Annotated in this window: 30 protein-coding genes; 21 read left to right on the plus strand and 9 right to left on the minus strand. The window is 63.2% G+C overall.

The genetic code is table 11. From position 1 onward, the window contains the following. Positions 1 to 19: 19 nt before the first annotated feature. Positions 20 to 1,114, minus strand: a complete 1,095-nt coding sequence (locus tag GS429_RS08095; RefSeq protein ID WP_160064405.1) for an aminopeptidase — start codon at positions 1,112 to 1,114, stop codon at positions 20 to 22. A 120-nt stretch (positions 1,115 to 1,234) separates the two neighbouring features. Next, positions 1,235 to 1,762, minus strand: coding sequence for an orotate phosphoribosyltransferase (gene pyrE, locus GS429_RS08100; protein WP_160064407.1), 528 nt, complete (start codon positions 1,760 to 1,762; stop codon positions 1,235 to 1,237). Between the two features lie 186 nt (positions 1,763 to 1,948). Here pyrE and GS429_RS08105 point away from each other — a divergent pair, with 186 nt between their 5' ends. Next, complete coding sequence (locus tag GS429_RS08105; RefSeq protein ID WP_160064409.1) at positions 1,949 to 2,929, plus strand: alpha/beta hydrolase; 981 nt, start codon at positions 1,949 to 1,951, stop codon at positions 2,927 to 2,929. Positions 2,930 to 2,963: 34 nt separating this feature from the next. On the opposite strand, the gene GS429_RS08110 is transcribed toward GS429_RS08105, so the two are convergent. After that, positions 2,964 to 3,518 carry a hypothetical protein gene (locus GS429_RS08110; RefSeq protein ID WP_160064411.1) on the minus strand — a complete coding sequence of 185 codons (555 nt, stop codon included), beginning with the start codon at positions 3,516 to 3,518 and terminating at the stop codon, positions 2,964 to 2,966. A gap of 181 nt (positions 3,519 to 3,699) precedes the next feature. On the opposite strand from GS429_RS08110, the gene aglM reads away from it, so the two are divergent. After that, a complete protein-coding gene (aglM, locus tag GS429_RS08115; RefSeq protein ID WP_160064413.1) occupies positions 3,700 to 4,995 on the plus strand; it encodes a UDP-glucose 6-dehydrogenase AglM in 1,296 nt (431 codons plus the stop codon). Positions 4,996 to 5,091: 96 nt separating this feature from the next. After that, the gene (gene aglJ / locus GS429_RS08120) at positions 5,092 to 6,111 is read left to right on the plus strand and encodes an S-layer glycoprotein N-glycosyltransferase AglJ (protein WP_160064415.1); all 1,020 of its coding nucleotides are present in this window, start codon (positions 5,092 to 5,094) and stop codon (positions 6,109 to 6,111) included. A gap of 11 nt (positions 6,112 to 6,122) precedes the next feature. Here the strand turns inward: aglJ and GS429_RS08125 are convergent, their stop codons facing one another. Then, positions 6,123 to 6,452: a DUF5789 family protein gene (locus GS429_RS08125; protein WP_160064417.1), complete on the minus strand. Its 330-nt coding sequence runs from the start codon at positions 6,450 to 6,452 to the stop codon at positions 6,123 to 6,125. 190 nt (positions 6,453 to 6,642) lie between these two features. Here GS429_RS08125 and GS429_RS08130 point away from each other — a divergent pair, with 190 nt between their 5' ends. Further along, positions 6,643 to 6,852: a ribbon-helix-helix domain-containing protein gene (locus GS429_RS08130; RefSeq protein WP_160064419.1), complete on the plus strand. Its 210-nt coding sequence runs from the start codon at positions 6,643 to 6,645 to the stop codon at positions 6,850 to 6,852. A gap of 285 nt (positions 6,853 to 7,137) precedes the next feature. Here GS429_RS08130 and GS429_RS08135 read toward each other — a convergent pair whose 3' ends face one another. Continuing rightward, on the minus strand, positions 7,138 to 7,563 hold the full coding sequence (locus GS429_RS08135; RefSeq protein ID WP_328821300.1) for a JAB/MPN domain protein-containing protein: 426 nt from the start codon (positions 7,561 to 7,563) through the stop codon (positions 7,138 to 7,140). Between the two features lie 70 nt (positions 7,564 to 7,633). Then, positions 7,634 to 8,317, minus strand: coding sequence for a hypothetical protein (locus tag GS429_RS08140; protein ID WP_160064421.1), 684 nt, complete (start codon positions 8,315 to 8,317; stop codon positions 7,634 to 7,636). A 115-nt stretch (positions 8,318 to 8,432) separates the two neighbouring features. Here GS429_RS08140 and GS429_RS08145 point away from each other — a divergent pair, with 115 nt between their 5' ends. Then, complete coding sequence (locus tag GS429_RS08145; protein WP_160064423.1) at positions 8,433 to 9,116, plus strand: VOC family protein; 684 nt, start codon at positions 8,433 to 8,435, stop codon at positions 9,114 to 9,116. A 111-nt stretch (positions 9,117 to 9,227) separates the two neighbouring features. Further along, on the plus strand, positions 9,228 to 9,719 hold the full coding sequence (locus GS429_RS08150) for a YciE/YciF ferroxidase family protein (protein ID WP_328821308.1): 492 nt from the start codon (positions 9,228 to 9,230) through the stop codon (positions 9,717 to 9,719). A 228-nt stretch (positions 9,720 to 9,947) separates the two neighbouring features. Here the strand turns inward: GS429_RS08150 and GS429_RS08155 are convergent, their stop codons facing one another. Further along, complete coding sequence (locus GS429_RS08155) at positions 9,948 to 10,238, minus strand: DUF5779 family protein (protein WP_160064425.1); 291 nt, start codon at positions 10,236 to 10,238, stop codon at positions 9,948 to 9,950. Between the two features lie 260 nt (positions 10,239 to 10,498). Continuing rightward, positions 10,499 to 10,954, minus strand: a complete 456-nt coding sequence (locus GS429_RS08160; protein ID WP_160064427.1) for a ferritin-like domain-containing protein — start codon at positions 10,952 to 10,954, stop codon at positions 10,499 to 10,501. Between the two features lie 163 nt (positions 10,955 to 11,117). On the opposite strand from GS429_RS08160, the gene GS429_RS08165 reads away from it, so the two are divergent. The 12 genes from GS429_RS08165 (at position 11,118) to GS429_RS08220 (ending at position 23,261) form a co-directional block, all read left to right on the plus strand. After that, positions 11,118 to 11,711: a winged helix-turn-helix transcriptional regulator gene (locus GS429_RS08165; protein ID WP_160064429.1), complete on the plus strand. Its 594-nt coding sequence runs from the start codon at positions 11,118 to 11,120 to the stop codon at positions 11,709 to 11,711. Between the two features lie 460 nt (positions 11,712 to 12,171). After that, positions 12,172 to 13,425, plus strand: coding sequence for a LeuA family protein (locus GS429_RS08170; RefSeq protein WP_160064431.1), 1,254 nt, complete (start codon positions 12,172 to 12,174; stop codon positions 13,423 to 13,425). A gap of 353 nt (positions 13,426 to 13,778) precedes the next feature. Beyond that, complete coding sequence (gene ilvB / locus GS429_RS08175; RefSeq protein WP_160064433.1) at positions 13,779 to 15,605, plus strand: biosynthetic-type acetolactate synthase large subunit; 1,827 nt, start codon at positions 13,779 to 13,781, stop codon at positions 15,603 to 15,605. After that, positions 15,602 to 16,288 carry an acetolactate synthase small subunit gene (gene ilvN / locus GS429_RS08180; RefSeq protein WP_160064435.1) on the plus strand — a complete coding sequence of 229 codons (687 nt, stop codon included), beginning with the start codon at positions 15,602 to 15,604 and terminating at the stop codon, positions 16,286 to 16,288. The genes ilvB and ilvN overlap by 4 nt, the downstream gene beginning before the upstream one ends. Further along, positions 16,281 to 17,336, plus strand: a complete 1,056-nt coding sequence (gene ilvC / locus GS429_RS08185) for a ketol-acid reductoisomerase (RefSeq protein ID WP_160064437.1) — start codon at positions 16,281 to 16,283, stop codon at positions 17,334 to 17,336. Before ilvN ends, ilvC begins: the two co-directional genes overlap by 8 nt. A gap of 13 nt (positions 17,337 to 17,349) precedes the next feature. Continuing rightward, positions 17,350 to 17,724 carry a DUF7989 family protein gene (locus GS429_RS08190; RefSeq protein ID WP_160064439.1) on the plus strand — a complete coding sequence of 125 codons (375 nt, stop codon included), beginning with the start codon at positions 17,350 to 17,352 and terminating at the stop codon, positions 17,722 to 17,724. Beyond that, positions 17,721 to 19,142 (plus strand): 3-isopropylmalate dehydratase large subunit, encoded by a 1,422-nt coding sequence (gene leuC, locus GS429_RS08195; RefSeq protein ID WP_160064441.1) that lies wholly within the window; start codon positions 17,721 to 17,723, stop codon positions 19,140 to 19,142. Before GS429_RS08190 ends, leuC begins: the two co-directional genes overlap by 4 nt. Beyond that, positions 19,139 to 19,795 carry a 3-isopropylmalate dehydratase small subunit gene (leuD, locus tag GS429_RS08200; protein ID WP_160064443.1) on the plus strand — a complete coding sequence of 219 codons (657 nt, stop codon included), beginning with the start codon at positions 19,139 to 19,141 and terminating at the stop codon, positions 19,793 to 19,795. The genes leuC and leuD overlap by 4 nt, the downstream gene beginning before the upstream one ends. 201 nt (positions 19,796 to 19,996) lie before the next feature. Next, complete coding sequence (locus GS429_RS08205) at positions 19,997 to 20,728, plus strand: hypothetical protein (protein WP_160064445.1); 732 nt, start codon at positions 19,997 to 19,999, stop codon at positions 20,726 to 20,728. 13 nt (positions 20,729 to 20,741) lie between these two features. After that, on the plus strand, positions 20,742 to 20,957 hold the full coding sequence (locus GS429_RS08210) for a hypothetical protein (protein ID WP_160064447.1): 216 nt from the start codon (positions 20,742 to 20,744) through the stop codon (positions 20,955 to 20,957). A 72-nt stretch (positions 20,958 to 21,029) separates the two neighbouring features. Beyond that, positions 21,030 to 22,013, plus strand: coding sequence for an isocitrate/isopropylmalate dehydrogenase family protein (locus GS429_RS08215; protein WP_160064449.1), 984 nt, complete (start codon positions 21,030 to 21,032; stop codon positions 22,011 to 22,013). Between the two features lie 159 nt (positions 22,014 to 22,172). Beyond that, on the plus strand, positions 22,173 to 23,261 hold the full coding sequence (locus tag GS429_RS08220) for an alpha/beta hydrolase (protein ID WP_160064451.1): 1,089 nt from the start codon (positions 22,173 to 22,175) through the stop codon (positions 23,259 to 23,261). A 20-nt stretch (positions 23,262 to 23,281) separates the two neighbouring features. Here the strand turns inward: GS429_RS08220 and dph5 are convergent, their stop codons facing one another. After that, positions 23,282 to 24,094: a diphthine synthase gene (gene dph5, locus GS429_RS08225; RefSeq protein WP_160064453.1), complete on the minus strand. Its 813-nt coding sequence runs from the start codon at positions 24,092 to 24,094 to the stop codon at positions 23,282 to 23,284. 210 nt (positions 24,095 to 24,304) lie between these two features. Here dph5 and GS429_RS08230 point away from each other — a divergent pair, with 210 nt between their 5' ends. The 3 genes from GS429_RS08230 (at position 24,305) to GS429_RS08240 (ending at position 26,880) form a co-directional block, all read left to right on the plus strand. Beyond that, entirely contained in the window at positions 24,305 to 24,976 is a 672-nt protein-coding gene (locus GS429_RS08230; RefSeq protein WP_160064455.1) for a metal-dependent transcriptional regulator, read from the plus strand. A 114-nt stretch (positions 24,977 to 25,090) separates the two neighbouring features. After that, a complete protein-coding gene (locus GS429_RS08235; protein WP_235920772.1) occupies positions 25,091 to 26,071 on the plus strand; it encodes a metal ABC transporter substrate-binding protein in 981 nt (326 codons plus the stop codon). 56 nt (positions 26,072 to 26,127) lie between these two features. Further along, positions 26,128 to 26,880: a metal ABC transporter ATP-binding protein gene (locus GS429_RS08240; protein WP_201293986.1), complete on the plus strand. Its 753-nt coding sequence runs from the start codon at positions 26,128 to 26,130 to the stop codon at positions 26,878 to 26,880. Position 26,881 lies beyond the last annotated feature (1 nt).

Consider the following 26,881-nt stretch of genomic DNA (forward strand, 5'->3'; position numbering starts at 1 on the left):
CGGAAACCGACTCTCGAGATTACGGTTCGTCGAACTCGTCCTCGAATCGGAAGACCCCGTTTCGCTGGATTATCTCGCCATCGACCTCGATTCGCGACGCCTCGCTCATATCCACGAGCATGTCCGCGTGGACTGCGCTCTCGTTGAACGGGCGGTCGTCGGGAACGCACTCCGCCATCGCGTTCCCCAGCGCGATGTGGACGGTCTCGCCCATCTTTTCGTCGAACAGGATATTGTCGGTAACCCGGTCGATACCGCGGTTCATTCCGACACCGAACTCACCGACACGGCGCGCGCCCGCGTCGGTTTCGAGCAAACTCGCCAATACGGCTTCGTTTCGGCCGGCGGCGTAATCGACGACCTCGCCGTCCTCGAACTCGAGTCGAACGTCACGTATCTCCCGACTGTTTCGGTACAGCGGCTGGTCGAACGCGATCTCGCCCTCGACCGAGTCCGGGACCGGTGACGTGGCGACCTCTCCGGCGGGCATGTTCTTCTTTCCGGCGTCGTTAATCACTCCCATGCCCGTCACGGAGAGCCGAAGGTCGGTGGTCTCTCCCGAAACGATCCGAACGGTATCGGCGGCGTCGAGAACGTCCGCCAGTTGCCGCTGGAACTCGCGTTGAGCGCTCCAGTCGCGATCGATCGCATCGTAGACGTACTCGGCCCACGCGTCGGTACTCATCTCCGCTTGCTGGGCGCCGGCGGGCGTGGGATGCTGGGTGATGACCCAGCGCGTCTCGAGGCGCTCCTCGAGAATCGGTTGCTTTGCACGGCTCGCAGCGCGCCCTTTGGCCGGATCGACGTCGCTGCTTTCGGCCCGGTTGCGGGCCGCCTTGATGAGGATAACGACGTCCGTCTCTTTCATCGCCGCGAGCCTGTCGTCTTTCGTTCGATAGTCCGTATGCTCCATCTCACGAGCGTACGCACGGTTGGCTCGCCGGTGTACCCACTCGGTCGTCGGCCGCGCCCCTCGTTCGCCGATCCGTTCGTACAGCGCGACGACGAGGTCTTCGGCCGGGGTCGGCGCTCGGATCAGCACGTTGTCCTCGGGGCCGATCTCGGTGCAGTAGTCGACGAGAATTTCGGCGTGTCGCCTGATGCGATCGTTCATATAATCAGTAGACAGTACCCTCTTAATTACGTCGGCCAACCGCAGCGAAAGTGAAACTGAACGTAAACGTAAATCTGATGCGAATCGCACGCCGGAACCAGTAGACCGTCGAGCCTGTCGTCAGTCTCGATCTGCCAACAACTCGCTCGCCGTCACCAGTGACTCCATCTCCACGTCGGCGTCTTCGACGTTCTCGCGGCCGCCCTCCTCGCGGTCGACGACGACCAGCGCACGGTCGACGGTCGCGCCGGCGTCTCGGAGCGCCTCGATGGCGTCGACCAGGCTCGTCCCCGTGGTGACGATGTCCTCGAGGACGACCACTTCTTCGCCGTCTTCGAGTCGTCCTTCGACCAGGTTCGAAGTGCCGTAGTCCTTGCGCTGTTTGCGCGCGATGACGTAGGGGACGCCGGCCGCGACGCTCGTTGCGGCCGCCAGCGGGACGCCGCCGAGGGCGACGCCGCCGAGTTTATCCCCCGGGGAGACGCGTTCGGCGAAGGCGCCGGCGATGGTCTCGAGACAGTCCGGGTCGGTCTCGAAGAGGTACTTGTCGACGTAGTACTCGCTGGTGCCGCCGTGGGAAAGTTCGAACTCGCCGAACTCGACGGCCTCCGCGTCGCGAAGGGCGCCGATGAGCGCGTCGGTTGTCATGCTCGAAGAGCCGTCCCGGACCGAAATAAGCGGTGTGAAACGTGACGAGACGACACCGAGTACGTTGGCAGCGTCCCCGAACCAGCGCTAACGGAATAACGGCACCGGAAATGGGTGGTGGACGCCGTTCTCTTGTGTCTATCGGTGGACGTACACTTTTGTTCTCTGCAATGAATGTAGTGAGATATGACACCATCTCGCGCACCCGAGCCGCATCCCGGCGTCAAGCGATTTCTCGAGCGATACGCTTCGCTCGATACCCCGTCGTTCGACGAGGTTTCGGCCGAGGAAGCCCGCCGACTGTTCGATCAGATGCATGCCGGTGGCGAACCCGTGATCGACCTCGAGTCGGTTCAGGACCGGACCATCGACGGCCCGAACGGTGCCGTTCCGATTCGGATCTACGAGCCGGGCACCGGTCCCGGTTCCGACGCTGCCGGCGACGACCGGCCGCTGCTCTGTTACTTCCACGGCGGCGGCTGGGTCATCGGCAGCATCGACACGCACGACGATACCTGCCGGAAACTCGCCGTCGGATCGGGCTATCCCGTCGTCAGCGTCGACTACCGGCTCGCACCCGAACACCCGTTTCCGGCGGGTCTAGAGGACTGCTATGCCGCCATCGAGTGGGCCGCGGACGCGGCTCCCGCCCTGAACGCAGACTCCGACCGACTCGTCGTCGCGGGCGACAGCGCCGGCGGAAATCTGGCGGCGGCGGCGGCGCTGCTCGCTCGCGATCGGAACGGTCCTGAAATCGCCTATCAGCTGTTGATCTATCCTGAAACGGGCGATGCGACCGCGACGGACTCGTACGCCGAAAACGACGAAGACTACTTGCTGACCACCGCCGACATGGCCTGGTGTCGGGACCACTACTTCGCTCGTGAGATCGATCGGGGAAACATCTACGCACTGCCGCGACTGGCGGACGACCTCTCAGGGCTGCCGCCGGCGACGGTCATGACGGCCGGTTTCGATCCGCTTCGGGACGACGGCTACGCCTACGCCAGGCGACTCGAAGACGACGGCGTTCCGGTTACGTACCGCAACTACGACGACATGATCCACGGCTTCTTCGGGATGATCTCGGATCCGGTGAACCTCGATCGCGCTCACGCGGCCCACGAGGACGCCGTCGGGGATCTGCAGCGAGCGCTCGAGCGATGAGCGTTGAGCGATGAGATCGGATCAACCGATCCGGTCACCGCTCGAGGATATCCCTCCCTGTCCCGTCGGAGTCGAACGTCTCGGTCGCGTCGTTCCCGTCGGTAACCGTCACGCGCACTTCGTCCGGATTCCACGATTCGGCCGTCCGGATCAACCGTCCCTGCGGCGCCAGATCGTCGGTTCTGCCACGTCGTCGAATACAGACGTAACAGTGGACGCGATGGTCCTCGCGGACGACGTGGGTGACCCTGGCGGCCGTGGACTGGCTCGAGGTGCCGACGACGAGTCCGACGAGGACCGATTCGTCGAAGTCGGTGTCGTCGATAAACGCTCGTTCGGCCGACTCGAGTTCGACGTCTCGCTGGGCCGTAAACTCCTCGGGTGGGTCGAACCGTTCGGTGTGGGCCGGTTCCGTCGCCAGTATCGTTCCTGGGTAGCTCCACCACCGCCCTACCGACGAGTACCGTCGCGTCTCGAACTCGAGCCGATCCGTGCGAAACGCGGGCCGAGAGCACAGCGTCGGAAGGGAGGCGGTACAGCCGGCGAGCGACGCGAGCCCGGCCGTCGCGAGGAGATCCCGGCGGCGCATACTGGTTCTACTGTCATCGGGGGAATAAGTCTTCAGTCTTCAGCCTTCAATCTTCTACGGCCGCTCGGGCGCTGCGTCTGCAGTCGTTTGTCCGTCGCTGGCAGTCAGTCGCCACGTGGGGCCCTCGACGTCCCGACTCGAACCCAAAACTATCTAACGACCGCCGGGCGTCAAAGTGGGTATGAACGTCTCTATCATCGGCAGCGGCTACGTCGGCACCACGATCGCCGCCTGCCTCGCGGATCTCGGCCACGACGTGATCAACGTCGAAATCGACGAGGGGATCGTCGAGACGATCAACGCCGGAGAGGCCCCGATCCACGAATCAGGGCTCGCGGAACGCATCGCCGAACACGCCGGAACGACCCTCAGGGCGACAACCGACTACGCCGCGGTTCGGGACACCGACGTCACCCTTCTCTGTCTCCCGACCCCCCAGTCCGAGGACGGCAGTCTCGATCTGGCGATCATGCAGGCGGGCGCCGAGTCGCTCGGCCGGGCGCTCGCCGACAAAGACGGCGATCACCTCGTCGTCGTCAAGAGCACGGTCCTTCCCGGCACCACCGAAGACGTCGTCGGGCCGATCCTCGAGGACGAATCCGGCAAACGGATCGGCGAGGACCTCTCGCTCGCGATGAACCCCGAGTTCCTCCGGATGGGCACCGCCGTCGAGGACTTCCTCGAGCCGGACAAGGTCGTCGTCGGCGCGACGAACGAGAGTGCCGCGAGCACCCTGCGCGAGCTCTACGCCCCGATCCTCGACCGGGACGACACCGACCTCGTCGAGACGGATATCCGCGAGGCCGAACTCATCAAGTACGCCAACAACGCCTTCCTCGCGTCGAAGGTCTCGCTGGTCAACGAACTGGGCAACATCGCCAAGGAGTACGGCGCGGACGCCTACGAGGTGCTCGAGGCCGTCGGCCTCGACGGCCGCATCTCCGAACGCTTCATGCGCTCCGGCCTCGGCTGGGGCGGCTCCTGTTTCCCGAAAGACGTCGACGCGCTGCGCGCCGGGGCTCGAGAGCAGGGGTACGATCCCGCCCTACTCGACGCCGTCGTCGCGGTCAACGACGCCCAGCCTCGCCGGCTGGTCGACCTGCTCGAAACTCACGTCTCGCTCGAGGGGGCTCGCATTGCGGTGCTCGGCCTTTCGTTCAAGCCCGGTACCGACGACATCCGCAAGTCGCGTGCGCTCGACGTTCTCGAACACCTCGAGGCCCGCGGCGCACACCCCGTCGCCTACGATCCGGTCGCGATCGAAAACGTCCGCGAGAGCCGCCCGGACCTCGAGGTTGAGTACGCCGAATCGGCGGCCGAGGCGCTCGAGGAAGCTGACGGTGCGGTCGTCGCAACCGGCTGGCCCGAGTTCGACGATCTCGCGTTCGACGGGATGGCTCGACGGATCGTCGTCGACGGCCGCCGAATCAGTGTCGACGAAGCCGACCTGGAGGTCTACGAGGGGCTCACCTGGTAAGTTCGCGTGACGGTTCACGCGGGCTGCAAATCGGCTCATAAATCGGCCACTGGTCAATCAGTAGTCTTTTGCGCTCACGGCGGGGAATGCCTGCCGATGGAAGATGACGCGGTTCTCGCGGATTCGAATATTGCGGTCGGTGACGGCGAGGTTATCGCCATGAGCCGTGAGACGCGCGAGATTGCTGCCGACGAGGTCTGTGTCCTCATTCCGACGCTCAACGAGGGGGCGACGATCGGTAGTGTCATCGACGGCTTTTACGAAGCGGGCTATACGAACGTTTTCGTCGTCGACGGCGACTCGGACGACGATACGTGCGAGGTTGCCCGGGAGCGCGGTGCACACGTCCTCGTCCAGTCGGGCAGCGGAAAGGGACAGGCCGTCCGCGAAGCGCTCGAGTACATCAACGTCCCCTACGTGTTGATGGTCGACGGCGACGGCACCTACGACCCGGCCGACGCGGACCGGATGCTCGAGCCCCTTTCACGAGGGTACGAGCACGTGATCGGCAACCGGTTTGCGAACATGGACGACGACGCGATGAAGGCGTTGAACGGCTTCGGTAACCGAATGATCAACAAGTCGTTCCGGTTCATTCACGGTGCCGACTACGACGATATTCTCTCGGGGTACCGAGCGTTTACCGTCGACTCGTTCGAACGGTTTTCGCTCGACTCGGACGGCTTTACGATCGAAACCGAACTCGCCGTCGAGTGTGTCAAACACGGGATCGACACCACGGTCGTCCCGATCAGCTATCGCGCCCGACCCGACGAGTCGGAGACGAACCTGCATCCGCTCAAAGACGGCGGCACGATCGTCCTTGCGCTGTACTCACTTGCCAAAACCAACAACCCACTGTTTTACTTCGGGAGCCTCGGTATCGGCGGCATTCTCTCGGGAGGCGTCATCGCGACGTACGTCCTCTGGCAGTGGTTCCAACACGGTGTGGGCCACGAAATCATGGCGATGGCCTCCGCGGCCGCCATCCTGTTGGGCGTTCAGTTGCTCATGTTCGGCGTCCTCTCGGATATGCTCGTCACGCTTCACCGCGAGCAACGACGCCGTCTCGAGCAGATCACACGCGAGACGCAGGACCGAGACGACGACCCGTAGTGGATCGGGGATCAGAACGGGAGCATCGATCGCACTTGCTGGAAGACGCCGCCGGAGTTGTTCCGTCGGTACTCTTCGAACGGTTCGTGCAGTGCGTTGAGCAGTTCCTGGCGGGATCGAAACTCCGTCGCGTCGATTTCTGCGAGCATCTCACCGAGTGCGACGTTGTTCCCGTGGACGTCGTAGGGTATCTGTTCGTGACCGAGTTCGGCCGCGACGTCGTCTTTCGACGCTGGAAACGAGAGATCAGCGTGCTTGAGACGGGCGTCGACGGCGGCGATGCCGAATTCGACACTCTCGGGTTCGTCGTCGTCTCCGCTCGAGGGTGGCCGGACTCCCATACCGATCAGTACGATGTCCGATAGCAAAACCGCTACGAAGACGGGCCGGGATTCGTACTGGTGAGATGCGATAGTGGAAATCCATCATTTTCTTGAACCGTGCCGTCATCCCGTGGCGAAGCCACGCCGTCATCCCCTGACAAACCCACGCCGTCGACACTCCTTTGACGCCGGCGACGGAGTATCGCGTATGACCGAATACACGACGGTTTCGATACCGAAGGATCTCGCCGACCGCGTCGAGGACACGATCGAAGGAACCAGCTTCCAGAGCACGAGCGACCTCACTCGGTTCCTCCTTCGGAGCATCGTCATCCAGCACCAGAAGCGAGGCGAACTCACCGAAGCCGAGTTCGAGGAGATCACCGAACAGCTTCGCGGACTGGGCTACCTCGAGTAGAGCCTGCTACGGACCGCCGTACCGAGTTACCGGTACAACCACGGACGGCTGTGGGTGCGCCGGTGCAGACTACGGGGGGCCGTCTGAGGCGGCGGGCACGAGGCCGGAGTCACAGGCGCTCCTCGAGGGTATCGACCATGGTGACCGGTTCCCGGTCTCGAGTCGCGGAGCCCGGTATCCCGGTTCCCGGTTCGGTCGCGCGAGCGGTCGTGTCGACTCCCGATGTTCGACGGCGTTCACCCGAACGTCTGCCGACTTCCAGTCTCCCCGCTGCTCATCCTCCGGTCACCCGGACAACGACTGGTCCGGCGGTTTGGCGTCGATAACCTCGAGGGGCTGGCGCTCGCCCCGCCGGTCGAAGGCGGCGAACGACTCCTCGTCGAGTTCCCAGGGCGGGACGGCGACGAAGATCACTTCCGCGAGGTCGTCTCGTTTCGTCACCTCGAGTTCCCGGACGGGGTGAGAAACGAACTGCCCCTGGGCCTGCCGGGCGGGCGTCGAGAGATCGACGCCGAAGACGGCGTTGACTGCGTTGCCGGGGTCGGGAAGGAAAAAGTCCGTAAAGACCGGCGTCTGGAACGGAAGTTCGTCCGCGGCCCCCTCGAGTTCGCCCGCGGGAGTGACCGAGACGCCCGTGGTCACGCGATCGGGGTCGGCGTCGCTGGCCAGATCGATCAGGACATCGACGAGCGCGCGCGTGATGTAGACCACTATCGGTGGATTACGGCCGGAACGTAGTTAGTTGTATGCCACGCTGTCACCGTCTGCATCTCGTCGGGCGTTAGACCGGAAGTAGCTCCCGAACCATCCCCGCGTACAGCCGCGGCGCGCGTCGACGCGATTTCGCGAGAGTCTCCTCGAGGACCGCCGCAGCGTCGGTCGTGACGCCGGGGCCGTGGCCGACGAGGATCCGTTCGGGGGCGAAGTCGCCGAACACCGCCCGCGGGGGCACGGGTCGCCGCATCGGATGGACGCCGAGGCGTTCGTTTCCGGCGAGAAAGTACGGCGCCGTCCCGAACGATTCGGGCACGATGAGGGTGGCGTCTGCGGGGTTGTATAGCGCGACCTCCTTCCAGAAGCGGTTGTCGACGACGGTCCAGGCCTGTAGCCCGGTTTCCGAGAGTTCGTCGGTAAAGCGGGCGACCGGGGCGTCGATCTCTTCGGTGACGCCCTCGAAGATTCGCGGCAAGTAGACCGGAACGTTGTGTCGGTTCGCAACGGCGGCGGCGTCGCGCTTGTGCCGATCGAGCAGGACGGCGACGCCGGCGACGTCGCCGAATTCGGCGAGTAGCTCGTCGAGCCCCTCGGCGTCGACGGGGTCGAAGACCCAGACCTCGCCGTCGATTTCGAGGGCGTGGCTCGCCCGTTGCATCCGTTCGTCCGGGTGAGCGATCCAGCCGACGCCGCCGTCGAAGCGGTCGATCTCGAGAAAATCGGTTGCGGTCTCGTCAACGCGGAAGGTCATACCGGGACACTACGGCCGTTTCATCCATAAACGTGCGTGCACGCCGTTCGACGAAGTGCCGACTGTGATTCGCGTCGGCGACGCTTCTATGTCCCTTCCGCAAGTACGTTCGGCCATGCTCACTGGGCTGTCCCGACTCGCACTCGAAGCCAAGTATCTCGATTCCGCGCGGACGTTTTACGAGGAGGTACTGGGGATGACCGTCAGCGAGCAGCGGGACGGCGAACTGGTGTTCGAAGCGGGCGAGACCGATCTCGTTCTGCGTCGGCCGGACAGCCTCCCCCGGGGCGGGCTTCACACCCACTACGCGTTCTCGATTCCGAGCCAGGAGTACGACGACTGGTGGGATCGCTTGAGCGAGGACCACGACCTCGAGGAAGCACAGTTCGGCCCCGTGAAATCGCTCTACCTGTACGATCCCGACGGCAACTGCGTCGAACTCGGTCAACAGGACGTCGAGGGCCCGGGGATCGACGGAATATTCGAGATCGTCCTCGAGGTCGAGGCCCTCGAGCCGGCCGAATCGTTCTACGCCGACCTCGGGTTCGAGACGGTCGATACGGGCGAGGATCGCAAGCGCGTCCGCATGAACGGGCCGATGGCGCTCGAACTTTGGGAGCCCCACCTGGGCATCGCCGACGCCCGCGGTGGTGTTCACGTCGATATCGGATTCGAAGTCGAGGAGCCAAGGCGGGCGCTCGAGGCGGTAGCTGATCGCGTTCGGTCGGTGGAGGAGGAAACGGACGAGCGAGTGGTCGTCCGGGATCCGGATGGTCACTTCCTGACGTTTACCGCGTGAACTCCTGATTTTCACCGCGTAAACTCGCCGTTGGGAACCTCAGTTCCGCTCACCTGCAAGCTTGCTATTTATGCACTCCTGCGCTGTTCTCACTGACGGTCACCTACGAGCATCGACTCAACTGAAGACCTCTTTGTATCCGGACTCAAGCACGCCTACTACACCGAACAGCGACTCGTCGACGCGCTCGAGGAGCTCGAGCAAACCTCCTCGAACGAGGAACTGCGGTCGGGGTTCGCCGAACACCGCGAGGAGACCGAGGTGCATATCGACCGCATCGAGCAGGTGTTCGAGCATCTCGACGCGGACGCCGAAGCCGAGGAAAACCCCGTCGTCGAGGGGATGATCGAGGCCCACGAGGAGTTCATGGGCAAAGACCCCGGCGACGAGGCCTGCGACCGATTCAACATCGCCGCCGGCCAGAAGTCCGAACACTACGAGATCGCCACCTACGGCAATCTCATTCCGATGGCCGACCAGCTCGGGATGGACGACGCCGCCGACACGTTAGAGGAGACGCTTCGGGAAGAGCAGGACGAACTCGACACGCTCTCGGAGATGGGCGAAGCGTTCGACTACGGCAAGTTGGAAGCCTCGGGGTAGCACGACACCGAGGCAGTGTCCGCCGCCTCCGCGTTATTTGACGGGTTCACACCTCGCAGCTGCGCGGCGATCGGTATTCTGTAGCCACTCGAGTCGCATCGAACTCGAGTAGTTGTGGGGCGACTCGAGTTCGGGTCGTCGGAGTGACGCGATCCGTCTCCAACGTGGTCGCCAGCTATAACCGATCACCAAGCGACCACCGGTCACCGACTACTGACTACCTATCACCTACAAACGATCCGTGCTCACGTCCACGCCCGGCGGCGTCACGAGCAGGAAGCCGCGGAAGTGGACGAGATTCCCGCCGGACTCTCTGATATCGCGGGCGAAGCCGGCGGCCAGTTCGTTGACGTCGCCGTCGACGTTGAGGACGAGTACGTTTCCGTTCGAGATCGATTCGAGCCACTCGTCGGCCGGCGTCGTTCCGTCGAGAACACCGAGGACGATGCTCCCCTCGATGTCGAGTTCTTCGTCGATGTGCTCCTCGACGGTTCGAAGGTCGAGGTCGAAATCGCTCATACCGGGTGGGTCGAACCGGGGCGAGAAAAACGTTCGGCTCCGAACTTTTGCGCTGCGGGCCAGCAGAGCTGGCCCTCGGCAAAATCTCGAGAGAGCAAAGCTCTCTCGGACCTCGCGGGAGCTACGCTCCCGCTTAGCTTCGATGAAAAGCCTGCGTCACCCCCTCAGCCGCGCCGTTGGCGCGGCCTCGAGGGTTCCTCGGCCCGCTCGCTCACTTCGTTCGCTCGCGGCGTTACATCTGAATCCCACCCGCGCAACGACTAGTCCTGCGGGAACTCCTTCTGAAAGCCGCGGAACTCGGTGTGGTGGGCCTCCTCGTCCGCGAGGATCGTCACCGCGACGTCTTCGGTGACGGGATCGTTCGCTTCCGAAGCGGCCTCGTGGAGCGCCCGGTAGGTCTCGATCGCGTCGTCCTCGGCCTCGAGGACGCCCTCGATGACCGACTGGACGTCCGTCGTGTCCTCGGGCGGCTGGAGACTCGACTGCGTGGCCTCGAACGCCTCCGATCCCGGTGGCGATTCGTCGAGTTGCTTCAGGCGCTCGCCGAGCATGCGCGCGTGCTCGAGTTCCTCCTGGACGTCTTCCTCGAGGCTCGTTTTCACCTCTTCGGCGTGGACGCCGTCGAGGACGATCGCGTTGGTCTGGTAGTTCATCACGGTCTCGAGTTCGTCGATGTAGGCCTCGGTGAGGAGGTCGGTGATCTCGTCGGTCGTCATGCCGGGAGATACTACCTCGAGTGGCAAAACGCTGTTACAGGCGGGTGCATGATCCGGCGGTACTCGCATCGTCCCGTCCGGTGGCCGCGCTATCAGCGCGAGCGAACGCGCGTCCGACGCACCGACGCCGTACACTCTTGTCGGTCCCGGCCGAACACCACCCATGCGCGAACTCGACGACACCGACCTCGAGATCCTCGAGTTGCTCACCGAGGACGCTCGACGGCCGTACAAGGAGATCGCCGACAACGTCGGCCTGACGCCGCCCGCCGTCTCGGATCGGATCTCCCGGCTCGAAGAACAGGGGATCATTCAGGGGTTTACGGTCGACATCGACCGGGAGAAACTCCGGGGTGACGTGTCCGTACTGGTCGAACTCGACCCGAGACCGGACGCGGTCGACGAGGTGTACGCCACCGTCGCCGACCTGCCGGGCGTCGACACCGTTGCCGAGGGGATGGACGGCCGCGTTATCGTTCGCGCGACGCTTCCCGACGCGAGTGCGCGCTCGTGGCTGGAGTCCGAACTTGACCTCGCATTGCTGTCCAGGTACGACGTGACGCTGCTCGCGCGGTCCGACCGCACCGCCGGACTCTCCGCCCAGGGATTCTCGCTCGAGTGTGTCGTCTGCGGGAAACGGGTTACCGGCGACGGCGTTACGGCGACGGTCGACGGCGAGGTGAAGACGTTCTGCTGTCCGTCCTGTGAAGATCGGTATATCAGCGAGTACGAGTCGCATCGGGAGGCGCTCGAGTAGCGGGGATGCGATCGCGATGCCGATCGAAGCGTAACTGCGTAATTCTGCCTCTGCCTCCGGGGCACTGGCCCGCCTCGTCTTTCTTTCCCACCACGCCCGACGCCGTAGACTGACCGCGCGCCGGCACCCCATCGACCGAAGATAAACAAATAGGCATCGTATCGAGGGATTGGAACACGTTCCGGAATATGCCGTCCTATCCGAAGTCAAATTCTGCCCAAACGTCCATTCGGACCGCGCGCCAGCGCTCCACCCGGTCGCTCAAGCACTGAATCGGGGTAACTCGAGCGCTACCCCGCACGTGTCTCGGAACGAGAACGGTATGATAATAGGAACTATGAACGCATATTAGGACGTTGATGTCGTGCGGTTTTCCGACCGCCTCAAATGTATGAGACTTCGTGACATATCAGGAGTTAGTCACGACTGCGTCAGGTTTATATACGACGTCGCGCCTCGGATGCAGATACAATGTCTTCACCAGACAACCCGTCCTCTGACAACAGTCAGGGGGGTCGAGTTCTTCCAGGGCACGTTAGATTCCACTGACGAAATAGAGTCAGCACGTGTTTTCGATACGACCCTCCGGGACGGCGAACAGTCGCCCGGGACTTCGTTCTCCTACGACGATAAACGGCAGATCGCGTCCATTCTGGACGAGATGGGAACTCACGTCATCGAGGCGGGGTTCCCCGTCAACTCCGACGCGGAGTTCGAGGCCGTTCGCGATATTGCATCGGCAACTCAGACGACGACCTGCGGGTTAGCCCGCGTCGTCGATGCGGACATCGAGGCCGCACTGGACTCCGGTGTCGAGATGGTGCACACCTTCGTCAGCACCAGCGACGTCCAGATCGAGGACTCCATGCATGCAACGCGGGACGAAGTCGTACAGCGCGCAGTCGACTCGGTCGAACGCGTCAAAGAGACGGGAACGACCTGCATGTTCTCGCCGATGGACGCGACGCGAACCGACGAGCAGTTCCTGATCGACGTGATCGAAGCGGTCACCGAGGCAGGCGTCGACTGGATCAACGTTCCGGACACCTGTGGCGTCGCCACACCGACCCGGTTCAAGGCACTGATCGAGAAGGTTCGTGCCCACACCGACGCGCGGATCGACGTCCACACGCACGACGACTTCGGACTGGCCACCGCGAACGCGCTGGCCGGCATCGAAGCGGGTGCCGATCAGGCCCAGGTTTCGGTCAACTCCATCGGCGAGCGGGCCGGCAACGCCGCCTACGAGGAGTACGTGATGGCCGTCGAGTCGCTCTACCAGACCGACACGGGGATCGACACGACCCGGATCGCGGAACTGTCCGAAATCGTCGAAGAGAAAAGCGCCATGGAGACGCCGGGCAACAAGCCCATCGTCGGTGCGAACGCCTTCTCCCACGAGAGCGGCATCCACGCCGCCGGCGTGATCGAAAACTCCGACACCTTCGAACCTGGCGTCATGACTCCGGAGATGGTCGGCGCCGAGCGCCAACTTGTCATGGGGAAACACACCGGCACGCACTCCGTTCGGGAACGCCTGCGCGAGCGCGGGTACGATCCGACCGACGAACAGGTGTCGGCGGTCACCCGACGCGTCAAAGACTACGGCGCGGAGAAGCGCCGGGTCACGGTCGACGTCCTAGAGCGCTTCGCCGAAGCGGCCGGCGTCGAACGCCAGCGCGAACGCGAGGAAGAGGAGGAGGTGCACGTCTAAGCGATGTCCTCCCTGTTTGCTTCCGTCCGCGAGCCCCTGCTGTGGCGCTCGAGTCTCACGACTCGCAAGAATTGCATCACTTGCAAGACTCGCAAAGGTTATGACCCTCGAGGCGCCTACGTCATCAATAATGACGACCCGCGCTTCGCTGTTGGCCCGGCCGGCCGCGGACAACAGCAGCGCGTTCGCTCCGATTCGTATTGTAGGGGCCAACTAGCCCCTCACACAGCACCTTCTCATTATCGACCCGAATTCGTCGCATCGCTTCCACAGCGACACGCAATCCACCAGATGACACCACACCAAACACCCCGTACACCAACAGAACGCCGTACTCCGGCGGGAGGTAATCGATGAGCGAACGTGCAGCAAAGGTTACACCGGCCGAATCGGACGAACAGGACGACGACCAGATCGCGGACAGCGCGGTCCCGGACGCGGCCACCGAAGCTGAGACCGACGCCGATACGACGGCGGAACCGACGCCCGAGCCCGTCACGAACGGTGCCGAAGCCGTCGTTCGCGCCCTCGAGAACGCCGGCGTCGAGTACGCCTTCGGCGTGCAAGGCGGCGCGATCATGCCCGTCTACGACGCGCTGTACGACTCCGATATCTACCACGTGACGATGGCCCACGAGCAGGGCGCGGCCCACGCGGCCGACGCCTACGGCATCGTCTCGGGCGAGCCAGGTATCTGCCTGGCCACGTCCGGACCGGGCGCGACCAACCTCGTCACCGGCATCGCGGACGCCGACATGGACTCGGATCCGCTCGTCGCCCTGACGGGCCAGGTGCCGACGGAGTTCGTCGGCAACGACGCGTTCCAGGAGACCGACACGACCGGCGTCACGACGCCGGTCACGAAGGATAATACCTTCTCGAGCGATCCGGACCGCGTCGGCAGCGACGTCAGCGAGGCGTTCGCGCTCGCCCGCGAGGGACGACCCGGACCGACCCTGGTCGACCTGCCGAAAGACATCACGAAATCCGAGACGGACCGCGAACCCGACGAGCCGAACGTGCCCGACACCTACACCGTCCAGGAGCGGGCCGATCCGGCGATCGTCGACGCCGCGGCCGAGCGGATCGAGAACGCCGACCGACCGGTCATGCTGCTCGGTGGCGGCGTCATCAAGGGCGAGGCCAGCGAGGCTTGTCGCGAGTTCGCGATCGAACACGAGATTCCGGTCGTGACGACCATGCCGGGCATCGGGTCGTTCCCGGAGAATCACGAGCTCTCGATGGAGATGGCCGGCATGCACGGCACCGGCTACGCTAACATGGCGATCACCCACTGCGACACCATGCTGGCGATCGGGACCCGATTCGACGACCGCCTGACCGGCGGGATCGAGACCTTCGCGCCAGATGCGGAGGTCATTCACGTCGACATCGACCCCGCGGAAATCAGCAAGAACATCCACGCGGACTATCCGCTCGTCGGCGACGCCGAGACGGTCGTCGAGCAACTGCGCGAGGCGGTCGACGCCTCGCCGGAAGCCAAGAAGTGGCGCGCACAGTGCCAGCAGTGGAAGTCCGACTATTCGATGGCCTACGACGCGCCCGAGGACGAGCCGGTCCAGCCGGAGTTCGTCGTCGAGGCGTTAGACGAGGCCACCGCCGACGACACCATCGTCACGACCGGCGTCGGCCAACACCAGATGTGGGCCTGCCAGTACTGGACCTACACCGAGCCCCGCACGTGGGTCTCGAGTCACGGTCTCGGGACGATGGGGTACGGACTCCCGGCGGCGATCGGCGCGCGACTCGCGGCCGACGACGACCAGGACGTCGTCTGTATCGACGGCGACGGCTCGTTCCTGATGACGCTACAGGGGCTGTCCGTGGCCGTCCGCGAGAACTTAGACATCACCGTCGCCGTGCTCAACAACGAGTACATCGGGATGGTTCGACAGTGGCAGGACGCGTTCTTCGAGGGGCGTCACTCCGCGTCGAACTACAACTGGATGCCCGAGTTCGACAAACTCGCTGAGGCCTTCGGGGCGAGGGGCTTTCGCATCGACGGCTACGACGAGGTCGCCGACACGATCGAAGACGCCATCGCCTACGACGGCCCGTCCGTGATCGACGTCCACATCGATCCGGAGGCGAACGTCTATCCGATGGTGCCAAGCGGCGGCGACAACGGCCAGTTCGCGCTGGCGGAGGACCAGCTATGAAACGAGGGCTGGACGGTCCCGCCCCCGAGGAGCGACCGACCCCGCAGGGCCGGCGCAACAAGCAGGGCATTCGCATCGACCCCGAGGTCGAAGCGACCCACGAACCCCGACGGACCGTCATCTCGGCGCTGGTCGAACACGAACCCGGCGTGCTCTCGGACGTCTCGGGACTGTTCTCGAGACGGCAGTTCAACATCGAGAGCCTGACGGTCGGACCGACGAACGACGACGACCGCGCCCGGATCACCGTCGTCGTCGAGGAGCCCGACCCCGGTATCGACCAGATCAAGAAACAGCTCCGGAAGCTGGTGCCGGTCATCTCGGTTCGGGAACTCGAGCCCGACGCGATGCGCCGAGAGCTGGCGCTCGTGAAAGTCGAGGCCGAGCGACCCGATCAGGTCGCCGCCGTCGCGGAGATGTACGACGGGAACACCGTCGACTCGTGCCCGGAGACGGCGACGATCGAGGTGACGGGTGCTCGCCAGAAGATCGAGGCCGCGATCGAGACTTTCAGCCAGTTCGGCATTCGGGAGATTTCCCGGACCGGGACGACGGCCCTCGCCCGCGGCACGGATGAGACGGCCGCGTCTCACTCGGTCGGATCACCGGCCGCCGCGGAGGAACCGCCCGCCGACACGGCGAACCACCAGCAGACATACACTCACTCAACAGACGATGACTGACGAATTCAACACCGAAATCTACTACGACGACGACGCAGACGAATCGTACCTCGCGAACACGACGGTAGCCGTCCTGGGCTACGGCAGCCAGGGCCACGCCCACGCGCTCAATCTCCACGACAGCGGGGTCGACGTGGTCGTCGGTCTGCGGGAGAGTTCATCTTCGCGCGCGGCGGCGAAAGAGGACGGACTCGAGGTTGCGACCCCGGTCGAAGCGGCGGCCCGGGCCGAGGTTATCTCCGTGCTGGTCCCGGATACGGTCCAGCCGGACGTCTTCGAGCAGATCAAACCGGAACTCGAGGAGGGTGACACGCTGCAGTTCGCCCATGGATTCAACATCCACTTCAACCAGATCCAGCCCCCTGAGAACGTGGACGTGACGATGATCGCACCGAAGTCCCCGGGCCACCTGGTCCGCCGGAACTACGAGAACGACCAGGGGACGCCGGGACTGCTGGCGATCTATCAGGACTACACCGGCGACGCGAAGGGACGCGCGCTGGCCTACGGGAAGGGCATCGGCTGTACGCGCGCCGGCGTCGTCGAAACGACGTTCCGCGAGGAGACCGAAACGGACCTCTTCGGCGAACAGGCCGTCCTCTGTGGCGGCATCGCCGAACTGATCAAAGTCGGCTACGAGACGCTGGTCGATGCGGGCTACAGCCCCGAGATGGCCTACTTCGAGTGTATGAACGAGATGAAGCTCATCGTCGACCTCATGTACGAGGGCGGGCTGGGCGCGATGTGGGATTCCGTCTCGGATACCGCCGAGTACGGTGGTCTCACTCGCGGGGACGACGTGGTCGACGACCGGGTCCGGGAGAACATGGAAGAGGTTCTCGAGCAGGTCCAAAACGGCGAGTTCGCGACCGAGTGGATCGCCGAGAACCAGGCGAACCGACCCGTCTACACGCAGCTCAACCAGGCCGAAAAGAACCACGAGATCGAGGACGTCGGCGAACGCCTGCGCGACCTGTTCGCGTGGGAGGAAGGCCAGACGGAACAGGAGGACGAGGACGAAGAACAAACCCGCGTTCAAGCGGACTGAGAGGTGACCAACAATGACACAAGAGACGAACGACCGTACCGACCGCACCAACCGCACCACTGACCGACGAACGATCGGCGAAATCGATCACACGAACCCCTACACGGGGGAGACGGCTGGACAGCTGTTCAGCCGCGGCCCGATCGTCGTGACCGACGGCGGCGACCCGAATAGCACGACCCGAGCCACGACGGACGGGGATGCCGATGTCGATGTCGATACCGAGTCCGAAGAGCCGACGACGGATTCGACCGACCGACCCGGCGAGGACGGATCGATGAAATCCGTCGATCATACGCCGCCGAACCAGGCCGAGGACGCAAACGCCGTCTTCGAGCGCGGCAGCGAACACGAACAGGCCACGGTGACGCCCGAGGACGAGGAATGAGCGAGGGCACACTGTACGACAAGGTCTGGGACCGACACAAGGTCACGACGCTGCCCACCGGACAGGATCAGCTGTTCGTCGGCCTCCACCTCATCCACGAGGTGACGAGTCCACAGGCGTTCGGGATGCTCCGCGAGCGCGACCTCGAGGTCGCCTTTCCGGAACTGACCCACGCGACGGTCGACCACATCGTGCCGACCGCCGACCAGTCCCGACCGTACGCGGAAGACGCCGCCGAAGAGATGATGACGGAACTCGAGGACAACGTCCGGGAGGCAGGCATCGAGTTTTCGGATCCGAACTCCGGCGACCAGGGGATCGTCCACGTCATCGGTCCGGAGCAGGGGATCACCCAGCCCGGGAAGACGATCGTCTGTGGCGACTCTCACACCTCGACTCACGGCGCGTTCGGCGCGCTCGCGTTCGGGATCGGCACCAGCCAGATCCGAGACGTACTCGCGACGGGCACGCTCGCGTTCGAGAAACAGAAGGTTCGCAAGATCCAGGTCGACGGCGAACTCGGCGAGGGCGTCGAGGCGAAGGACGTCATCCTCGAGATCATTCGCCGACTCGGCACCGAAGGCGGCGTCGGCTACGTCTACGAGTACGCCGGCGAGGCCATCGAGAACCTCGGCATGGAAGGCCGGATGTCGATCTGTAACATGTCCATCGAAGGCGGCGCTCGCGCGGGCTACGTCAACCCGGACGAGACCACCTACGAGTGGATGAAGGAGACGGACTACTTCCGGGACAATCCCGAGAAGTTCGACGAACTCAAACCGTACTGGGAGTCGATCCGCTCCGACGCGGACGCCGAGTACGACGACGTGGTCACGATCGACGCGAACGAACTCGAGCCGGTCGTCACCTGGGGCACCACGCCCGGACAGGGGATCGGCATCGCGGAGGAGATTCCGGCACCCGAGGACCTCCCCGAGGACAAACGGGACACCGCCCGGCGCGCCCAGGAGCACATGCGCGTCGACCCTGGGGAGACGATGGACGGCTACGAGATCGACGTCACGTTCCTCGGCTCCTGTACGAACGCCCGCCTGCCGGATCTGCGACGTGCGGCGGAGATCGTCCAGGGCCGCCAGGTTCACGACGACGTCCGCGCGATGGTCGTCCCCGGCAGCCAGCGCGTCCAGGAGGCCGCGGAGGCCGAAGGCCTCAAAGACATCTTCGAAGACGCCGGCTTCGACTGGCGAAACGCCGGCTGTTCGATGTGTCTCGGTATGAACGAAGACCAACTCGAGGGCGACGAGGCCTGCGCTTCCTCCTCGAACCGGAACTTCGTCGGCCGGCAGGGGAGCAAGGACGGGCGCACCATCCTGATGAACCCGCAGATGGTCGCCGCGGCGGCGATCACCGGGGAAGTGACTGACGTGCGCGAATTGAAGGAGGTGACGACCGCATGATCCGGGAGGTCCGAACCGACGGCGGTGAGGTCGAGATTCCGGAAGTCGATTCCGTCTCCGGTTCGGGCGTCCCGATTCGGGGCAACGATATCGACACCGACCAGATCATCCCGGCACGGTTCATGAAGGTTGTCACCTTCGACGGGTTAGGCGAGTTCGCGTTCTTCGACCTGCGGTTCGATGACGACGACAACCAGAAGGAGCATCCGTTCAACGAAGACCGATTCCAGGATTCGTCGGTGATGGTTGTCAACAGCAACTTCGGCTGTGGCTCCTCGCGCGAGCACGCCCCTCAGGCGCTGATGCGCTGGGGGATCGACGCGGTGATCGGCGAGAGCTTCGCCGAGATTTTCGCGGGGAACTGTCTGGCCCTCGGTATTCCGACCGTCACTGCTGACAGCGAGACGATTCAGGAACTCCAGGAGTGGGTCGACGCGAACCCCGACGGCGACATCGACATCGACGTCGACGCAGAAACCGTCACATACGGCGACACCACCGTCGACGTCACCGTCGACGAGGCCCAGCGCAAGGCCTTGGTCGAGGGCGTTTGGGACACGACGGCGCTGATGAAGTCAAACGCGGGCGAAGTGCGGAAGAAGGCGGAAGAACTGCCGTACGTCGACGACGCGGCGATTCCCGACGCCGAGTAGGCTCGAGTCGACGACCTCGAAACCGAGCGAATCGGCGGTTTGTTTTCCATCTGTCGCTTTTGTGTCGCACTTTGTTGCTCTCATACCGTGAATTGTAAAGGTACTCGCCTACATTCTGGAAGGACTAACTGTTAAGCCCCCGGTCGGAATCCCTGTCTAATAGAGACCGTGACTCAGTATAATCCCACCCACACTCTCATTGTGAGCTATCCAATAGAGGGTACGCCACGTCATGATGCAATACTATTCAAGGCCATCCAGGCCGCGTCGTCCTCCACAGACCAGCTAGTTCTATTGATCGAGACAGAGACGGTTATTGACGACTACCCTTCAGTCATTCAACAGTTAGATGATAGGATTTCACGAACCGGTCACACTGATGCTGTGAGATACGAAGCAGACGTGTCTACTAGTTCACTAGAAGCGATCCAGTCACTTCTGGAGATGACTGGGACTGCTCGTGTTTACGGCGTGAGGAACGTCGAACTTGTACGTGACGCAGAAACGTGTCTTCGATACGTTCCTGAGCACGAAAAGTTCACGATTAGTGATACATCGTCTACTGGAATTGTCAACGCTGTTCAGAACGCCATCAACGGTGAACCGGCAGTGGTTCTTCCGAACCGTCCAATAGCGGAGTGGGAAGATACCGGTGTGGACTGTAGCATCTCTCCACCGTCCCTCTGTCTTGGAAACGTTTGCCACGACCTCTCTCGACTCGCATCGGTTGAACCGTGTCCAGAACAATTGGTAATCGAACTACACTGGTACGAGTCGGAGCAAGGTCGAATCGGAAAGGCAATCGGTTGGATTTCTTCGCGGACCGGCCTGTCACGACCAGACACACTCCATTTCGAATCGACAGCAGAGTTCTCCGACGTTGAAGAGGGTCTCCAAGCGGTGACATCCGAGATCGGGCAAGAAACACTCTGACTCCGATCCCGTCTTGTTCGCAGAACTCGGCGAGGTCCTGCTCGAACCGGCACGGACTGGGTCCGACGCGGCCACGCTTGAGACGCCGCCGCTCGCGCCCTTTGGTCCCCTCGTCGCCACGAACGGCGACCACCGCGTTCCGCTGTGGCACGACGACTACGAGACGACCGACCGCATCGTCCTCGAGGACGGCGACCCGACCGTGACCGGTGGGTATCACCACGTGTGAACGGGCGACGACGCCGGCCACATATCGTACGAAACCGAACGGTTTTCCAGCCCCGCTGCGTCCGGTGAGACAATGACTCACGAAATCGCCGTCATTCCGGGCGACGGAATCGGACAGGAAGTTATCCCCGCCGCGGTCGAGGTCCTCGAGGCCCTCGACATCGACTTCGAGTTCGTCGAAGCGGACGCGGGCGACGCCGTCCTCGAGGAGACGGGCGAGGCGCTGCCACAGGAGACGTACGACCTCGCGGCGTCGGCCGACGCGACGCTGTTCGGGGCTGCCGGCGACAGCGCGGCGGACGTCATTCTGCCGCTTCGGGAGGCCGTCGGCTCGTTCGTCAACATTCGGCCCGCGAAGGCCTATCCGGGGATCGACGCCGTGCGTCCCGAGACGGATCTGGTCTTCCTCCGCGAGAACACCGAAGGCGTCTACGCCGGTCTTGAGGATCGACTGACCCAGGACGTTTCGACGCTCACCCGCGTCGTCACCGAGTCGGCCTCGGAAACCCTCGCCGAGTTCGCCTGCGACTACGTTTCGGACGCCGACGACCACGACGGGTTCACGATCGTTCACAAGGCAAACGTCATGCGCGAGACGGACGGCCTGTTCCGCGACACCGTCAAATCGGTCGCCGACGACCGCGGCGTCGACACCGACGAGGTGCTGATGGACGCCTTCGCGACGCGGGTCTGTCTCGAGCCCGAGCAGTTCGACGTCGTCGCGTGTCCGAACCTCGCCGGCGACGTCCTCTCGGATCTGGCCGCGGGCCTCGTCGGCGGCCTCGGGCTCTTGCCAAGCGCCAACGTCGGCCCGGAACGCGCCCTGTTCGAACCCGTCCACGGCACCGCACCCGATATCGCCGGCGAGGGCATCGCGAACCCCGCGGCGACGATCATCTCGGCGGCCATGCTGCTCGAGTACCTCGGATACGAAGACGAAAGCGAGAGGGTCAACGAGGCCGTCGAGGTGACGCTCGAGGAAGGGCCGCGAACCGCGGATCTGGGCGGTGACGCCTCGACCGAGGACGTGCCCGAGGCGATCATCGAGCGGCTGTAGTTCGCTTCGTTTTCCGTCGGTGTGTGGTCGACTATCCCCGTGCCGGGTATCGGTGGAGTCTCAAGTCTCGAATCTCGAACCTCGAACCTCGAACGCCGAATCTCGCACACCGTCCGTGCCGGCCGGAAAATTAACACGGACCGCGTGGTATCGCCGGCCATGACTCGCACTCGAGACGACACCCTCGCCGGCATCCGATCACGAACCGTCGACACCGACCGCCTCGAGACGCATTACCTCGAGACGGATGATGAGACCCGGGAGGGAGATGCTGACGGGACGGTCGTCTTCGTTCACGGCAACGTCTCGTCGTCCCGGTTTTTCGAAGACGTGATGGTGGACCTCCCGGCCGGCTATCGCGCCATCGCGCCGGACCTGCGAGGGTACGGCGATTCGGAGACGAAACCCGTCGACGCGACGAACGGGTTGGGTGATTTCGAGGCCGACCTTCGTGCGCTGATCGCCGAACTCGACGGGACCGACCCGCTCACGCTCGTCGGCTGGTCGAACGGTGGCGGGGTCGTGATGCGATACGCGATCGACAACCCCGACGCGGTCGATTCGCTCGTGCTGATCAACCCTCTCTCACCGTACGGCTTCGGAGGGACGAAAGACGAGGAGGGGACGCCCTGTTTCGACGACTACGCCGGCTCCGGCGGCGGACTCGGCAACGACGAGTTCGTGGGCGGACTCGCGGATCGCGACCGCAGCGAGGGCGGGCAGGCATCGCCCCGAAAGATCCTGCGAACCTACTACGTCGACCCCACCCACGAGTTCGACGAGGAGCGCGAGGAATCGTACCTGACGGGGATGCTCGACACCGAAACCGGCGACGAGAACTATCCGGGTGACTCGATGCCGAGCGAGAACTGGCCCGGCGTTGCGCCCGGCGAACACGGCGTGAACAACGCCGTCTCGCCGAAGTACTGTTCGCTCGAGGAGATCACCGAGATCGACCCGGACGCAAAACCGCCCGTGCTCTGGATCCGTGGCGACTCCGACCAGATCGTCTCCAACGAGTCGTTCTTCGACGTCGGAACGCTCGGTCGAATGGGCGAAGTTCCGGGCTGGCCCGGCGAGGACGTCTTCCCGCCCCAGCCGATGGTCGACCAGACCCGCGCGGTCCTCGAAGCGTACGCGGATTCCGGCGGCGAGTTCGAGGAGGTCGTCTTCGGTAATACCGGCCACACGCCACACCTCGAGGTCCCGGGGGACTTCCTCGACGAACTCGAGGGGGTTCTCGAGTAAGCGACGCTCGAGTCCGGCGCTCAGACGACGTCCAGATCCGCTCGGTCGGCACCCGCGAGTTCGACCAGCGCGTCGGCCTCGAGGAGGTGACAGTCGCCGGGCACGACGAGCAGGTGTAACGGATCGCCGAACTTTCGTTCGGCGAGGTCGCCCATCGGCGCGGCTTCGACGAGCGGGTCCGGACTGCCGGCGCGGGCGACGACGACGCCAACGAGGTCCGGATACTCCTCGGCGAGGAGTTCGGCACCGGTGTCGGCGGTCATGTACTCCTCGAGCGTTTCGTCCGTCTCGAGGCGATTCGTCGCGGCTTCGTTGTCCACCTTGATATCGAGATAGACCACGGTGTGCAGGCCGTCCTCGCGGTTGGCGTCGATGGTCTCCGTCACGCTCGCCGGGAGTCCGTCGGCTCCGTGGGCGTAGGGGAACGGAAGCGTCGTCGCTTTGCCGAAACGGTAGTTCTGGAGGCCGGTGAGGGCGCTGGTCGCCGTCTGAGCGGTGACGCCGTGGATCACGCGCGTCTCGATGCCGCGCTCGTGGGCCCGCAGTCGGAGGTCGACGTGGGTGGTCGAAATCATCGTATCGCCGGCGGTCAGGAAGGCGACATCCTCGCTCTCGGCGGCTGTAAGGATGTCCTCGGGGTGTTGTTCGACGCCCGCGCGATCGCGGACCTCGATATCGATATCGTGGGTGTCCTCGAGGTCGTCGACGGTCGTTCCGATCAGCGTGCTGGTGTAGAACTCGGCGTAAGCGCGGTCGGCGTTCCGGAGAGTCTCCCGTCCCTCGACAGTGATCGACCGCTCGTCGTAGAGACCGAGACCGATGAAGGTGAGCATGGGAATGGTAGTTCGAGACGTCGCTATAAGGTTTCGAGTCAACTCCGGCGAGTGGGAGTTGCGGTGGATCCCCCATTCACCGCTGCTATCGGGTGGTCGCGATAGCGGAATCGGATACACAACGTTTTCTGTTGATCGAGAGTTAGACTAGTCTAACTATATATATACTTCCGGAAAACGTATTTAGTGCCCTGATCAAACTCACGGACGATGGATCTCAGTCCGATCGCGGAGGACTACCTCAAAACGATTTATCATCTCGAGGACGAGAACGGCCGTCCCGTCCGTACGGGCGATATCAGTACGGCACTCGACGTAACCTCGCCCACCGTGACGAGTATGCTCGACTCGCTCGACGAGCGTGAACTCGTCGACTACACGCCCTACAAGGGCGTCGAACTGACCGATCGCGGCACGGAAACCGTCCTGCAACTTGTCAGAAACCACCGATTGTTAGAGACGTTTCTGATGGAGCATCTCGACTACTCGTGGTCGGCGGTCCACGACGAGGCCGACTGTCTCGAGCACTACGTCAGCGACGAGTTTACGCGACGACTCGCGACGTTTCTCGGTGAACCGGTGACGGATCCACACGGCGATCTCATCCCCGATTCGGACCTGAAGATGCCCGAGAAGTCGCCGTATACAGCGCTCACCGAGTACGAACCCGGTGATACGGTGACTGTCGAGCAGGTACCACATCGAGATCCGGACGTTCGCGACTATCTGTCTCGACACCGAATCGGTCCGGGAACGCAACTCGTTGTCGACGAGGTGTCGTCTATTGATCTGGTGACTGTCGTCCCGTCAACCACGGAGACGTCCGTTGCGTTACCGACCCACGTCGCACGCCGTATCGGCGCTCGAGTCGTCACGAAGTAGTGTCACGGCATTGTACGGAAGATCTCACTGACGAGATCCTCGGAACTGAATTAGACTAGTCTAATTAATTTATTTTAGTCATAAAACTCTTATACTGCCTACCGAAAGATATCGATGATGACAGAGGATTCGAGACGACGTACTGATGCACTATCACGCAGAGATTTTACCCTCCTGAGCGGTGGGGCACTCGTCACTGGGCTGGCCGGTTGTCTCAGCGGCGACGATGATCCGGAACTCGACGTCGGCAGGAACACCGTCATTGCGTCGATGCCGGCGCTTTGGGATTTCACCCGGCAGATTGTGGGCGAAGAGGAAACACTCGAATCGTTCGACATCGTCCCCGTCGGTGAACACGGCCACGACTGGAATCCCGAACCGGCGACGGTCGAAGACATCGATCACGCCGGCGGATTCGTCTATATGCGCGATTTCGCTGCGTGGCAGGACGACGCTGCCGAACAGCTCGAAGCGGACGATGATATACACGTGATCGATGCCTCCGAGGGGATCGAATTCTTCGATAGCCCCGCCGAAGACAACGACGAACACTGGTGGATGGATCCGGTCTACTGTCAGCGTGGCGTCGACAATATCGCCGACGGGATCGTCGATATGGATCCCGACAACGAAGCGTACTACCGGGACAACGCGGAAGCGTTCAACGAGGAACTCCAGGAACTGCACGGGGAGATGCAGGACGTCGTCGATCGAGCAGCGCTCGACACGATCGTCGTCGCGACGCACGACTCCTTCCAGTGGTGGTACCAACAGTACGATATCCAGGTTGAGTCACCCGTCGGAACCTCGCCGGACGACTCGGCGAGTCCTGACGAGGTCGAGGAAATCGAAGGCCTCATGGACGAACGAGGCATCGAACACGTCCTCTACGACGTGGGCGAACCGGCACAGCTCGCCGAGTCGCTGGCCGAGGAGACGGACGCCGAGATACTACCGCTCACACCGGTTGAGACACAGATCGATGGTGCCCCTGAACTCGACACTGGAATCTCGATGGAGCCGGACTGGGGCTACATGGATCACTTCTACGAAATCAACCTCCCGTCGCTCGAAACGGCCTTACAGGCCGAATAAGATTCGGAGCACTACAATCACATAACGACAGTACCCCTTCGATAACCACAATTATAATGACACCTGCTATTTCCGTCGAGAACGTTAGCTTCGCCTACGGTTACCACCCAGTGCTGAGAGATGTTTCCATGTCGATCGAGGACGGTGAGTTTCTGGGGTTGGTCGGCCCGAACGGATCGGGCAAGACGACGCTGTTGGAGATCATGCTCGGATTACAGTCGCCGGACTCCGGCCGCGCCGAGTTGTTCGGTACACCGGTCGAGGAGTTTGCCGAAGGAACGCGGCTGGGATACGTCTCTCAACAGTCGACCGACGCCGACTCGATGATGCCGGTTACCGTCCGTGAGGTCGTGGAGATGGGACGATATCCACACGCAGGGCTCAGACGTCTCACGACGGACGATCACACAATCATCGACGAGGCGATGGCGAAAGTCGGTGTAGACGAGTTCGCCGATCGACGGATCAGCAACCTGTCGGGAGGGCAGCGACAGCGAACGTACATTGCCCGTGCGCTGGCGTCGGAAGCCGATCTGCTCGCACTCGACGAACCGACCGTCGGCGTCGACGCCGACGTCGTCGATCAGTTCTACGATCTCCTCACCGAACTCAACGAGGACGGTATCACGATCGTCCTGATCGAACACGACATCAACGCCGTCAGCGAGTACGCGGACACGATGGCCTGTCTGGACGGTGAGTTGTACGAGCACAGTGAAACGGCAACGTTCCTCGAGAGCGGTGCGCTCGAGCGGGCGTTTAGCTCGGCCAGAGCGGTCAGCTCGAGACGGGTCGCGGGGGGTGACTGAC

Source organism: Natronorubrum halalkaliphilum (genome assembly GCF_009834785.1).
Taxonomy (GTDB): Archaea; Halobacteriota; Halobacteria; order Halobacteriales; family Natrialbaceae; genus Natronorubrum; species Natronorubrum halalkaliphilum.